This is a genomic window from Rhodococcus indonesiensis (assembly GCF_047782815.1).
Taxonomy (GTDB): Bacteria; Actinomycetota; Actinomycetes; order Mycobacteriales; family Mycobacteriaceae; genus Rhodococcus; species Rhodococcus indonesiensis.
This window is the reverse complement of record NZ_CP180630.1, coordinates 3,694,000-3,707,157: the sequence shown is the minus strand read 5'-3', so window position 1 is coordinate 3,707,157 and position 13,158 is coordinate 3,694,000. Positions and strand designations below refer to the sequence as shown.

Sequence of the window (13,158 nt, the reverse complement as noted above, 5' to 3'; positions counted from 1 at the left end):
GTCAGATCCCGCGGACGGCGGCGTAGAGGCCCGTGACCCAGCAGGCCAGTGGCAGGACCGACGCGATCGTCGCGTACTCGACCAGCTCGGCGGCGCGGCGCTGCACCGGGGTGAACGAGCGGCGCGGAGCGGCCACGCCGAGTACCAGCGCTGCGGCCGCGACGCCGGACGCGAGGGCGAAGACAGCAACGGGAGGCACAGATCCGCTGATCGCGGCGGCGGCGAGCAGGACCACCGGCACGGATGCGCCGCCTGCCACTAGCAGCGTCGCCTGGCGCGCGTCGGTGTAGGTGCGGCCGCGCAGCATGGTCACCGCCGCAGCGGCGACGGCCAGGGCGGTGCCCGGGCCGACGGGGTCGGCACCGGACAGCGGGGCCGCCACGCACCACGCGCCCGCGACGGTCAGAACGGTTCCTGCACCGACGAGACCGGTGAGGTGGTCGCGTGCCCGCGCGGCGGCTTCCGCGAGTTCGCTCCGATCGGGCAGGGACCGGTCCCCGCCGGCCGGGGCGTCCTCTCCGTCCTCGGTCCGGGATGCGTCCGTGCCGAGCCCGGGCACCGGGGGCAGCGGCAGGTCGGCGAACTTCATGGCGAGTCGGGGCGCGAACGTCACAGTCAGCAACGCCGTGACGACGACTCCGGCGCCGACCGTGGACGCGGGGATTCCCCATGTGGCGACGAGGAAGGCAGCCGCCGCAACCGCAGCGACGGCGGCAACCGCGGTGAAGGGCGCCCGTCCGACGTCGGTCCAGACCAGGACCAGGGTTGCCGCGGCCCCCGACAGGACCGCACCGAGCATCGAGTGCGCCGGTCCGAAGGCCCCCGGCACCACGAGGATTCCGGTGACGAAGGCGGCCGGCACCGCACAGGCGCACAGCAGCACCACGGGGCGACGGTCGTCGCGGGCCCGCCGGAGCAGGATCCCGGCGAGCAGGAGCAGGACGGTGAGCGCGGCGCAACCGGCCCCGGCGGCGAGCCGTCCTTCCGGCGCGGAAAGGCGCAGCAGAGCCCCCGCACCGGTCACCGTCGCGGCGAGGGTGACCGCCGCCGCGACCGTCGCCGCCGAAGTCGGCGACCAGCGGCCCGTCCCGGCCTCGTCGGCGGTCGCGACGCTGTGGGTCACGTCGTCGAACAGCGGGGGTGGCGCCGGTGCCGACGCGTCCTCGAGTACCAGCAGTTCACCGTCCCGGACACCCTGCTCGTGCAGGCTCAGTGCCGCCGCGAGCCGCGACGAACCGAGACGGGCAAGCGCCCACGCTTCGGGCTCTACCCGCTCGACGGAGGAATCGAAGTCGTTGAGGGCGCGGTGGTTTGCGATGAGGTCGACGACGCCGGGCACGATCAGGGCGACGGGGACGTCGCCGGGCAGGGCGAGGTCGACCTGGGTGTGCCGTGCCAGCACGGTCACCCGGCAGAGTTCCGGTGCGCCGATCCGCCCCGGTTCGGTTTGCGCAGCCGTCATCGTCCATCCCCCCGTCGTCCCCCGACCGTGCTTCGGTCCGGGCGGGCGCACCCGCCCGGATCTCGCGGAGACGATACGACATCACCTCGCGCAGACGCCGTCGTGTCCGCGTGCATGCCGATCTCTCAGGTGTGCGTTACCCTTCGTCGACCGTGGGGGGACGGCCGTCGCGAGGACGGCTGCCGTGGTGGGCCGGTGGGGGTGGGTTGGTGAGCACAGAGCGGTTCGTGCGCAGGCCGCGGCGCGAGGTGCCGCGCGTACCGGTGGGCGAGGTCGGAATGCAGGCCCCGCCGGAGATTCCGCGGTCGACGCCGGGCAATCTCCTGGCGAAGCTGCTGCCGGTCGTGATGGTCGCGGCGATGATCGGCATGGTGGCGCTGATGTTCGGTTCCGGGGCGGCGCGAAGTCCGATGTCGCTCGTCTTCCCGCTCATGATGGTCGTCTCGATGGTCGGCATGTTCGCGGGCAGCCGCGGAGGCGGAGCGAAAGCGGCGGAGGCGGACGAGGATCGAAAGGACTACCTGCGGTATCTCGACGGCCTCCGGCGGGAGGTCCACGACACCGCGGACCGGCAGCGGCGGGCCCTCGAATGGACGCATCCCGACCCGGCCGTGCTGTGGACGCTTGCGGGGACGGTACGCATGTGGGAACGCAGCGGAACCGACGTCGACTTCTGCCACGTCCGGGTCGGGCTCAGCGGCCAACGTCTCGCGACCCGGCTGATCGCCCCCGACACCGGTCCCGTCGAGGACCTCGAACCGGTGGCGGCCGTGTCGCTGCGGCGGTTCGTGCGCGCGCACTCGGTGGTGCCGGCACTGCCGACCGCGGTGTCGCTGCGCGGGTTCCCGGCGGTGTCGTTCGGCGGCGACCGCCGAGCGGCACGCGATCTGGTGCGCGCGATGCTCCTGCATCTGTGCACCTTCCACAGCACGGAGGTGCTGCGAATCGCCGTGGTGTGCGGGCCGGACACGGCCGACGAGTGGGACTGGGTCAAGTGGCTGCCGCACGTGCAGAACCACGAGCTCGTCGACGGGGCGGGCAGCGCCCGCGCCGTGTTCGGGTCCGTCCGCGATCTCGAGGCCGCGTTCGCCGACCGGCTGACGGGGCGCGGACGATTCGTCCGCAATGCGGCCCCGGTCGACGGTGTGCCCCAACTGGTGATCGTGATCGACGGGGGCGTACCCGGCTCGGGCTCGGGGATCCTCGACGACGGACTCGACTCCGTCACGATCCTGGACCTGTGCGCGTCGATGCCTGCCGCGGCCTCTCGCGGACTCGAACTCGTCGTCGGTCCGGGACGACTGGGTGCGCGCGCCGGCGAGCGGGTGGAGACCTTCGCGGTTCCGGACGGAGCGAGCGTGGCGCAGGCACAGACGGCGGCGCGGCGACTGGCGCCGTACCGAGCCACCCACCGGGCCGCCGAGTCCGGTCCCGGTGAGAATCGACCGGACCGGTGGGAGGATCTGCTCGGGCTCGGCGACGTCGCACAGTTCGACCCCGGCCGGGCCTGGTCGCCGCGGTGGGGACGCAACCGGTTGCGGATCCCCATCGGAATCGGAACCGACGGCACACCGGTCGAACTGGACCTGAAGGAGGCCGCCGAGGGTGGCATGGGCCCGCACGGACTGTGCATCGGAGCCACCGGCTCGGGAAAATCGGAGCTCTTGCGGACCCTGGTACTGGGTCTGATCGCAACGCACGCCCCCGAGTCGCTGAACCTCGTTCTCGTCGACTTCAAGGGTGGCGCAACGTTCCTCGGACTGGAGTCGGCGCCGCACGTCGCGGCGGTGATCACCAACCTCGCCGACGAACTGGCCATGGTCGATCGGATGAAGGATGCCCTCGAGGGCGAGATGAACCGCAGGCAGGAGCTTCTGCGCGCGGCAGGCAACTTCGCGAACGTGGGCGACTACGAACGAGCCCGCGCCGGCGGTGCAGCGCTGGCACCGTTGCCGGCGCTGGTCGTCGTCGTGGACGAGTTCTCGGAGTTGCTCACGCAACAGCCGGACTTCGCGGACCTGTTCGCTGCGATCGGCCGGCTGGGGCGGTCGCTGCACATGCATCTGCTGCTCGCCAGCCAGCGGATCGACGAGGGCCGGTTACGCGGACTCGACAGTCATCTGTCGTACCGTATCGGCCTGAAGACCTTCTCGGCCAACGAATCCCGAAGCGTTCTCGGCGTTCCCGACGCCTACCACCTGCCGCCGTCGCCGGGAGCCGGATATCTCAAGTGCGACTCGGCGGAAATCTTGCGGTTCGCTGCCGCCTACGTGTCCGCGCCCTACGAGCACCGTCGCTCGGACCGGTCGGTGACCCGGCACGGCGCTGCAGCCGCCCGGCCGCGGCTGTTCACCACCGCCGAAGTGCCCCTGGCACAGCCCGAATCCGTTCCCGAGCCGGCCGAACCCGGCGACGACCCCGTCCCCGCCGAGGAAAGCCGTTCCGTGCTCGATGTCCTCGTCGCGCGGGTGCGCGGCCACGGAACTCCCGCGCACGAGGTCTGGTTGCCGCCTCTCGACGCGGCACCGAGCCTGGACAGGCTCCTCCCGCGCTCGCTGCTGACCGGTGACGTGCCGGCGCGGAGCACCCTGCGCACGCCGATCGGCATCGTGGACCGCCCCTTCGAGCAACGGCGGGATCCGCTGGTGGTGGACCTTGCGGGCTCGGCAGGCAACGTGGTCGTCGTCGGAGGACCGCGCGCCGGCAAGTCGACGATGCTCCGCAGCCTCGTGCTGTCGTTGGCGATGACGCACACGCCCGAACAGGTGCAGTTCTACTGTCTGGACTTCGGCGGTGGAGCGCTCGCCGGACTCGCCGGCCTCCCGCACGTCGGCTCGGTCGCCAACCGGCTGGACGCCGACCGGGTCCGCCGGACGATCGCCGAACTGACCGCCCTGCTGCGGCGCCGGGAGGGTCGCTTCGCCGAACTCGGCCTCGAGTCGATGGCCGAGCTGCGTCGTCGCCGGGCCGGCAGCGGGCCGGCCGCGGACGTGGACGCCTTCGGCGACGTGTTCCTCGTGATCGACGGCTGGCCCAGCATCCGGCAGGACTTCGAGGCGCTGGAACCGCAGGTCGCGGTGCTGGCCGCCCAGGGGCTGTCCTTCGGGATCCATGTGGTGCTCACCGCGCCGCGCTGGGGCGACGTACGACCGGCGATGCGGGACCATCTCGGAACCCGCCTCGAACTGCGCCTCGGCGATCCCGCCGATTCCGAGTACGGCCGCAAGAAGGCGGCGGCGGTGCCCGACGGCCGACCGGGCCGGGGCATCGACCGTGACGGGCTGCACGTACTGTCCGCGCTGCCGCGGGTGGACGGCAGCTCCGAAACCGTCGATCTCACGGCGGGACTGGCGGACGCCGTCGCCGCCGTCGCCGCGGCTGCACCTGGCCGCCCCGCCCCTGCCGTCCGGATGCTCCCCGACCTCGTCGATCGCGCCGACGTCCTGGCGGCCCTCGGCGCCCGGTCGGCCGGCGGCACGTCCGGGCAACGGCGGTTGTTCGTGCCGCTCGGCATCGACGAAGCCGAACTGGCCCCGGTGGGGATCGACTTCGCCGAACAGTCTCATCTGCTCGTCTTCGGTGACTCGGGCTGCGGGAAGACGACTGTGCTGCGCGGCATCTGCCGCAGCCTCATGGAGTCCCGCACCGGGGCGCAGGCCCGCATCATCGTCGGGGACTACCGGCGCACCCTGCTCGGCGTCGTGGAGGGGGACCACCTCGGCGGATACGCGCCGTCCGCCGTCACGTTGTCCGCGATGTCCCGCGACCTGGCGGCGGTGTTCGAGCGGCGCATGCCCGGTCCCGACGTCACTCAGCAGCAACTGCGGGAACGCTCCTGGTGGTCGGGACCCGAGGTCTTCGTCGTTGTCGACGACTACGACCTCGTCTCCGCTGCGAGCCAGTCGCCGCTGACGCCCCTGCTCGACTACCTGCCCCAGGCCAAGGACGTCGGGCTGCACCTGGTCCTGGCGCGCCGCTCCGGAGGAGCCGGGCGCGCACTCTTCGAACCGGTCATCGCGCGGCTGCGGGAATTGTCGGCGGCCGGTCTCGTGATGAGCGGCAACCGCGAGGAGGGTGCACTCGTGGGCACCGCGCGTCCGCGCCCGATGCCGCCCGGGCGGGGCATCCTCGTGCAGCGCGACGGGGAGGCGCTCGTGCAGACGGCCTGGCTGCCCCCGCAATGAGCGACGTCCGCACGCTGCATGTGCAGGTCGTCCCGGGACGGATCCACGCACGGTGGGCGGATCGGACCGTGACGATTCCCGCCGCTGTTCCCCGGCCCGGTTCGGGCGACGGTGCGCACCCGGCCGCCCTGCTCGGGTACGCCGCGGCGACGGCAGGGGCACCGGACGATCTCGACACCGTGACGGTGGTGCATCCCACCGAGTGGGGAGAACGTCGTCGTGCGCAGTTGCACACGGCCGCACGGCAGGTCGCGCGGCACGCCGTCCTCGTGACCACCGCGGTCGCGGCGCGCCGCACCGCGCCGCTGGGCGACGGCGAGCGGTACGCGGTCGTGGAGGTCGACGGGGCCGGTGTGACGGCGACGGCCCTGACCGCGCCCGACGGCGAGGTCGACCGGCTCGCCCGGGATCCCGACCTCGACGAGGTACTGCTGGACTCTCCGACCGGGGCCCGCCGGCTGGACGAGCTGATAGGAGACGTGTGCGGTTCCGTCGATCCGGATGTCGTCCTCGTGACGGGCAGTCCGGGCGAGCCACCCGGAATGCCGCTGTGCGAGCGCATCGCCGAGCGGCTCGGCCGTGGCATCCGGGTGATACCGGTCGCAGCGTCCGAGATGCTGGCCGCGGTGCCGGACCCCGTTCCCGTCCCGCCGGGGGACGCGGGGGCGGCACCGCGCTGGCTGCGCACCGAGCCGGCGTCCCGGCCCGTCCGCCGGATGCGCCGGGGCATTGCAGTCGTCGCAGTCGTTGCGGCCGTGACCGCTGTCGGCCTGGTGTGGACTGCCGAACACCGTGCGGACCTGCACGGGGAGGTCGTGGACGATCCCGACCTCGGCGACACGGCCGGCGCGACCCCGGGGACGAGATCTCCTACGCCGCGAGCTCCTTCGGTGCAGCATGTGCTCGGGCCCGTCCGGCTGGAGTTGCCGGAGGGGTGGAAGGTGCGCGACCCAGCCGGTGCCGATCGTGCCGAACTCGTCCCAGTGGGCGGGAATGATCGACGAATAGTGTTGGTGCACAGCACTCTTCGTCGCCGTCTGGACTTGTCCGGCCTGGGGGAAGTGCTGGCCCGTCGCGCTGCCGAACGGGGCGGGGTGATCCGCGATCTCGACACCGACACCACCTTCGCGGACCGTCCGGTGATCGCCTATGTGGAGGCACCGGACGAGTTCTCGCTCGTGCGCTGGTTCGTCGTCGTCGAGTCCGGCATCCAGGTCGCGGTCGGATGCCAGTTCCTCGACGGGGAATGGGCAGGCATCAAGAACGAATGCGAGCAGGCCGTTCACACGGTGACGGTCGCGTAGCGGATCACCTCGTTCGCTGAGGAGGGAACCTGACCGGGCGGCGCTGCGTCCAATCGGTGTAGGCGCGAACCGCTTCGGCCACGGGGGTCCGGAGGGACACGGAACGCGGGACGGCAGAGGAGACAGGCGTGACGCAACCAGGGCAGGGCAGTTCGAATCGGGTGGCGACCGACGTCGCGACCATGGAGACGGCGGCGCGGCAGATCGAGGACTCTCACGGAGAACTCGAACAGTTGCTCGGGGCGTTGCGTACCACTGTCTCGTCGTCGCCGGACGTATGGCAGGGCCGGTCGGGAATGGCGTTCACCGACGTGATGTCGCGATGGGACCGCAGCGCCCTTCAGCTCAACGAGGCACTGGCCGCGATCGTCACCGGCATCCGCACCAACGGCCGGGCGTACGAGGGCACCGTCGAGGCTCAGGCACAGTCGCTGAACGTCCTCGGCGACAGCCTCCACGGCACCTACTGACCTCGACCGGTCCGGCACCGACCGGGCCCGATTCAGTCCGCAGGACCCGACCCGAGGAGAACGAATGAGTGGACCCGATGTGATCCGGCAGGACTTCGGTGGCATCGACGACCTGCATGCACGCGTCGTCGGGCTGCAGCGCGGCATGAACGACACGCTCGACCGGATCAGGTCCCAGGTCGAACCGCTGGTGCAGACCTGGGACGGGCACGCCAGGTCCGAGTACCACGTCACGCAGCAGAAGTGGGATCGGGCGTCCGCCGACCTGAACCTGCTGCTCGACCAGATCGCCGTCGCCGTGGCGCGAGGTAACGACGAGATGCGCAGCGTCGAATCCGAGTTGGCACGGAGGTGGCAGGCCTGAGACGACACGAGTGACGAGCGACGTCCCGGTGGTGGAGAGGCCGCCGGGGCGTCGTGCTGTTTCGACCGGGCCGAGTGCTGTTTTGACCGGGCGGACGCGTCCCCGGTATCGTGTCCCGTTGGCGTGTCGTACGTCGTCGTTGCTTCGTGCGCGGCGAACGTCGCTTCTCGGGTCCCAACTGGCCGCCGAGGGTGATCATCGACGGCGCGCGGGCCAGCAGCGAAACGATAGACGAGGAAGATCTGTGTCTACGTACACACCGAAGGCCGGCGACGTGACCCGCCAGTGGCACGTCATCGACGCCACCGACGTGGTGCTCGGCCGCCTCGCGGTGCAGGCGGCGAACCTGCTCCGCGGCAAGCACAAGCCCACTTTTGCCCCCCACGTGGACGGTGGCGACTTCGTCGTCATCATCAACGCGGACAAGGTTGCCGTCTCCGGCAACAAGAAGCAGGACAAGCTCCTGTACAACCACTCCGGCTACCCGGGCGGCCTCCGCTCCCGCACCGTCGGTGAGGTTCTGGAGAAGAACCCGGACCGTCTGGTGGAGAAGGCCGTCACCGGCATGCTCCCGAAGAACAAGCTCGGTCGCGCGATCGCGAAGAAGCTGAAGGTCTACGCGGGCCCGAACCACCCGCACACCGCGCAGCAGCCGGTGCCGTTCGAAATCAAGCAGGTGGCGCAGTGACCGAGAACGTGAACGAGAACTACAGCGACGAGTACACCGACACGGAGAACGTCGAGGTCGCCGCGGACGAGTACGTGGCCGAGGAGGCCGCTGTCGCTCCTGCGCCGATCGTGTTCGACCGCCCGGTGCAGACCGTCGGCCGCCGCAAGGAGGCCGTCGTCCGCGTCCGCCTCGTGCCCGGCACCGGCAAGTTCGTGCTCAACGGCCGTACCATCGAGGACTACTTCCCGAACAAGGTGCACCAGCAGCTCGTCAAGTCGCCGCTGGTCACGGTCGAGCGCACCGAGCAGTTCGACGTGCACGCCCGCCTGCACGGCGGCGGCCCGTCGGGTCAGGCAGGCGCCCTGCGCCTGGCGATCGCCCGCGCGCTGATCGAGGTCACCGCCGAGGACCGTCCCGCGCTCAAGCGCGCCGGCTTCCTCACGCGTGACCCGCGTGCCACCGAGCGCAAGAAGTACGGCCTGAAGAAGGCCCGTAAGGCACCGCAGTACTCCAAGCGCTGATGTGCCGCCGACGCTGACCTCGTCAGCCTCGGCACCTGTTCGACCACGAGAGCAGGCGCCGGTAGAGAATTCGCTACCGGACGCCTGCTCTCGTGCATTGACGTACTTTTTGCGACAGCAGGCGGCGTAGACCGCATTTCTCGACGTGGAGGACTTTGCTCGATGGGTCGGATGTTCGGTACCGATGGCGTGCGAGGCTTGGCGAACGCCGAGCTCACGGTCGAACTGGCGATGCGACTCGCCGGTGCGGCCGCGACCGTGCTGGCGAACGGTGCCGAGGGGCGGCGCCCCGTCGCGGTGGTGGGCCGCGACCCCCGTGCGAGCGGGGAGATGCTCGAAGCCGCAGTGACCGCGGGTCTCGCAGCGGCCGGCGTCGACGTGTTGTCGGTCGGGGTGCTGCCCACTCCGGCGGTCGCGTTCCTGACCGGCGCCTACGACGCCGACCTCGGGGTGATGATCTCCGCGTCGCACAACCCCATGCCGGACAACGGCATCAAGATCTTCGCGGCCGGCGGCCACAAGCTCGACGACACCGTCGAGGACCGCATCGAGGCGATGCTGCACGGTGAGGGCGTCGTCGCACGTCCCACCGGTGCGGGCGTCGGCCGGGTGCGCACCGCCGCCGACGCGGCCGACCGCTACCTCGCGCACCTCGCATCGGCGGTGCGTACGCCGCTGACCGGACTGACGGTGGTGGTGGACTGCGCCAACGGCGCGGCGTCGCACGTCGGGCCGGCCGCGTACGCCGCGGCCGGGGCCACCGTCGTCGCGCTGCACGCGGAACCGGACGGGCTCGACATCAACGACGGTTGCGGTTCGACCCACCTGGACGGTCTGCGGGCCGCCGTCGTCGAGCACGGCGCCGACATCGGTCTCGCTCACGACGGCGATGCCGATCGGTGCCTCGCGGTCGATGCGACCGGCGCCGTCGTCGACGGCGACGCGATCATGGCGATCCTCGCCCTCGGGATGCGGGAGGCCGGCGAACTGCACGACGACACGCTCGTCGCCACCGTGATGAGCAATCTGGGCCTGCACCTGGCGATGCGCGAAGCCGGGATCACCGTCGTCACCGCCGGGGTCGGCGACCGCTACGTGCTCGAAGAACTGCGGCGCGGCTCCTTCAGCCTCGGCGGTGAACAGTCCGGTCACATCGTGCTGCCGGCTCTGGGCACCACGGGTGACGGGGTGCTGACCGGTCTGCGTCTCATGGAGCGGATGGTGGCGACGGGGTCGTCCCTCGCGGACCTGGCCGCGGTCATGCGCACGCTGCCGCAGGTGCTGGTGAATGTGCCCGTGTCCGACAAGACCGCGGTTGCCGAGGCGCCCGCCGTCGCCGACGCGGTGGCCGCCGCGGAACGGGAACTGGGTGAGTCCGGGCGGGTGCTGCTGCGGCCGTCCGGCACCGAACAGCTGGTGCGGGTCATGGTGGAGGCCGCCGACGACGCACTGGCCCGCGCACTCGCCGATCGCCTCGCGGGAGCGGTCGCCGCCGTCTGAGGCGTTTCTACCGACGGGGAACCGATCCGCCGCCCGCTGCGTCCAATCCCTCGGGGGACGAGGGAGGGGGCGCGGTGCGTGACGGAATGGGACTCGACGGCGCGCTGATCCGGTCGGTCGCCGACGGACTGGCAGACTCGGCCGGCGACGTGGAACGTCGTGCGCACGCGTTCCGCGCTGTCGGCTTCGGTGCGGACGCGGTCGGCGACCGCTACCGGTCCGAAGCCGAAGCGGTGCAGGCGTGCTACGACGGACTCCATCGCGCGGTGGTGGAGTGGTCGGCGGCGACGGCCGCGCGTGCGTCGGCGCTGCGGCGCGCGACCGGGGAGTACGCATGGCTGGATCAGGAGACCGACTCCGTCCTGCGGGGCGTCGACATGCCGCCGACGGCATCCCGGTGATCGGGGGCGAGCGCCGGCTCGACCCGGTGCTCGACGGGGGACGGGTCGGGTTGCGCTTCTTTGCCGAGCATCTTCCGCGCGTCGAGCGGTACGCCTCCGGTGTGCCGCCCTACTCGCACCTGGTGGAACGCTACGACGAGCAGCGCGGCACGGACCCGGCCGTCCTGCTCGTGGATGCCGACGTCTTCGCCCGGCTCGAGACCGGCCTGGATGCCGAGGTCGCGCGGCAGCGTTCCTGTGTCGATGCGCTGGAGACGGCGTGGACAGGAGAGGGAGCGGCTGGTGCGGTCGACGCGCTCCTCCGCCATGTCACGGTGGGGGAGGACCTGCAGGCACGGCTGGGCGCTGCTCACCGTGCGCTGATCGACGCTGCAGCCGCGGTGCTCGCCGTCGTCGAGGAGAAGGCCCGGGCGGCCGCAGAATTCGCGGACACCACCGTCGGCGGGCGCACCATCGAGGAGATCGACGTCATCCTGGCCGGAGCCGCGGACAGGGACGGTCCGACGGCAACCCAGCTCGCCGCGTGGGATCCGGCCCTGGGCCAGGATCCCGACCGCGCCGCAGTCGTGCACTGGTGCGCACGATGGCGTGACGAGGTGTACCGACCCGGCGTGGAGACGAGTGTCGAGTCCTTCCTCGCACTGTGCGACGACACCGACCATGCGGTGCGGGCGGTGTTCGCCGAACTCGCCACGGCACTCACGCCGCCGGATCCGGCTGTGCGGGATGTGGGTCCGGAAACCGACCTGTGCTCGCCACGAGGCGCAGCCACGGACCTGGTCGCGGCGGGCCTACGGCTCGTGACCGCTGTGGGCGACCTCACCGGCGCGGTCCTCGGCCTGGCCGCGACGGTGGCGGGGGAGGTGTCCGAGGCCGTCGAGGCGGCCGTCCCGCCGGATCCCGCACAGCCGCCGTCGCACGCTTCCGACCCGCAGGCATCCGTACCCGGAACTACTGCCACGGAACCGGCCCCGCCCCTGCCCGTCGACGATCCGGGACACATCGTCCCGGGACAGGGCACTGCGGGACAGGGCGCAACGGGACCCGGCACGTCGGCGGCACCGCCGCCGCCCGAGCCCCCGCGGGCGGATGCGCCGGGTGGCGGAGTGCCCCCTGCGCCGGCCGGGATACCGGGGCCCCGGGCGGACACCGCCCGCCGGACCGGGCCGGCCCAGGACGAGCGCGCCGGCCCGGGTCCCGAGCAGGAGACCGGCGACGGGGTGGTCCTGGCCGAGGCAGGACCGCTGTGACCGGACGGTTCGAGCGCATCGTCGCTGAGCACCGGGAAGCGGTCGCCTGCCACCTCGAGGCCCTACGGCGCGTGCGGGACCCCCTCGAGCTCGGGACCGGGACGATGCGCGCGCCGGAGCCGTCCGGCGAGGAGCAGTTCTACCGTCCGAGAAGCTGGTTGATCTGAGTGCCGAGTTCGCGGTCGATCGCGTCGGGCTCGGTGAGCACCTCGGAGCCGGGAAGCTCCGCCTCGGGATCGGCGAACGGCGCGTAGGTCTTGTCACCGGCGAGCCGGTACAGCAGGTATCCGGTGAGGAGCGCGCGTGTGACCTTCTGGGTGTTCCGCTGTGCGCCCCCGACGCCGAGGAAGGCGAGCAGGCGCCGGCCCTCGATCATGCCGTCGTCGGTGGCCTTGTGCACGGCCCGCATCAGCACCTCGCCGCCCCAGGCCTGGGCGACAGCGACGGCGTCGCTGCCCATCGAGCCGAGGTCCTTCTCCGCGGCGAGCACGAGACCGGGAGCGTGCACCCGGGCGGCCAGGGTCGAGGCCGGGGGCGACGTCGGAGCCGGGTAGAGCGCCGCGACGGCCGCCACCTCGCGTCGGGACGCGGCAAGCACCGCGGCTCCCGCCCCCATGCCGTGGCCGACGAGGCCGAGCCGATCGGGGTGGACACTGATCCGGCCGGTACCCAGGCGCACACCCACGCAGATGTCGAGGGTGGTGCCGAGGTCGGCGGCGAGCCCGAGGTGCGACGGGATCGGTCCGCGTTCGGTGCTCGGAGCAGCGACCACGATGCCCCACGAGGCCAGGTGCTCGAACAGCTTCGAGTACTTGTCGAGGCCGGTCATCCAGCCGTGGCCGAACGCGACGGCGGGTAGGCCGAATCCCTCGGCGGGGGTGTAGACGGTGCCCGGCTGACCTGCGAGAGCGAGGTTGCCGCGCAATACCGTGTGCGGTCCGCGCTTCGAGAGCCGCTGGGCCAGGGATTTCGGTTTCGCCGCCACGGCGTGAACGTTAGCCGATGATCAGCTTCGTGCGTGCCACCCGTCGG

At 71.8% G+C, this 13,158-nt stretch carries 11 protein-coding genes; 9 read left to right on the top strand and 2 right to left on the bottom strand.

All coding sequences use genetic code 11. The features are described 5' to 3' along the window. Position 1: 1 nt before the first annotated feature. Positions 2–1,462, bottom strand: a complete 1,461-nt coding sequence (eccD, locus tag ACM26Y_RS17155; protein ID WP_416061445.1) for a type VII secretion integral membrane protein EccD — start codon at positions 1,460–1,462, stop codon at positions 2–4. A gap of 209 nt (positions 1,463–1,671) precedes the next feature. Between eccD and eccCa the strand changes: the two genes are divergently transcribed. The 9 genes from eccCa (at position 1,672) to ACM26Y_RS17110 (ending at position 12,126) form a co-directional block, all read left to right on the top strand. Beyond that, a complete protein-coding gene (eccCa, locus tag ACM26Y_RS17150; protein ID WP_416061444.1) occupies positions 1,672–5,646 on the top strand; it encodes a type VII secretion protein EccCa in 3,975 nt (1,324 codons plus the stop codon). A gap of 68 nt (positions 5,647–5,714) precedes the next feature. Continuing rightward, the gene (locus ACM26Y_RS17145) at positions 5,715–6,950 is read left to right on the top strand and encodes a type VII secretion-associated protein (RefSeq protein WP_416061443.1); all 1,236 of its coding nucleotides are present in this window, start codon (positions 5,715–5,717) and stop codon (positions 6,948–6,950) included. Positions 6,951–7,078: 128 nt separating this feature from the next. Continuing rightward, positions 7,079–7,420 (top strand): WXG100 family type VII secretion target, encoded by a 342-nt coding sequence (locus ACM26Y_RS17140; protein ID WP_235157476.1) that lies wholly within the window; start codon positions 7,079–7,081, stop codon positions 7,418–7,420. Positions 7,421–7,484: 64 nt separating this feature from the next. Next, the gene (locus tag ACM26Y_RS17135; protein WP_416061442.1) at positions 7,485–7,784 is read left to right on the top strand and encodes a WXG100 family type VII secretion target; all 300 of its coding nucleotides are present in this window, start codon (positions 7,485–7,487) and stop codon (positions 7,782–7,784) included. A gap of 244 nt (positions 7,785–8,028) precedes the next feature. Next, entirely contained in the window at positions 8,029–8,472 is a 444-nt protein-coding gene (gene rplM / locus ACM26Y_RS17130; RefSeq protein WP_003938049.1) for a 50S ribosomal protein L13, read from the top strand. After that, entirely contained in the window at positions 8,469–8,975 is a 507-nt protein-coding gene (gene rpsI / locus ACM26Y_RS17125; RefSeq protein WP_003938048.1) for a 30S ribosomal protein S9, read from the top strand. The genes rplM and rpsI overlap by 4 nt, the downstream gene beginning before the upstream one ends. Positions 8,976–9,137: 162 nt before the next feature. After that, positions 9,138–10,475 (top strand): phosphoglucosamine mutase, encoded by a 1,338-nt coding sequence (gene glmM, locus ACM26Y_RS17120; RefSeq protein ID WP_003938047.1) that lies wholly within the window; start codon positions 9,138–9,140, stop codon positions 10,473–10,475. 74 nt (positions 10,476–10,549) lie between these two features. Next, positions 10,550–10,876, top strand: coding sequence for a hypothetical protein (locus ACM26Y_RS17115; RefSeq protein WP_416061441.1), 327 nt, complete (start codon positions 10,550–10,552; stop codon positions 10,874–10,876). Beyond that, positions 10,810–12,126, top strand: coding sequence for a hypothetical protein (locus tag ACM26Y_RS17110; RefSeq protein ID WP_416061440.1), 1,317 nt, complete (start codon positions 10,810–10,812; stop codon positions 12,124–12,126). Before ACM26Y_RS17115 ends, ACM26Y_RS17110 begins: the two co-directional genes overlap by 67 nt. Before the next feature lie 139 nt (positions 12,127–12,265). On the opposite strand, the gene ACM26Y_RS17105 is transcribed toward ACM26Y_RS17110, so the two are convergent. Then, the gene (locus ACM26Y_RS17105) at positions 12,266–13,111 is read right to left on the bottom strand and encodes a dienelactone hydrolase family protein (RefSeq protein ID WP_289379288.1); all 846 of its coding nucleotides are present in this window, start codon (positions 13,109–13,111) and stop codon (positions 12,266–12,268) included. Positions 13,112–13,158 lie beyond the last annotated feature (47 nt).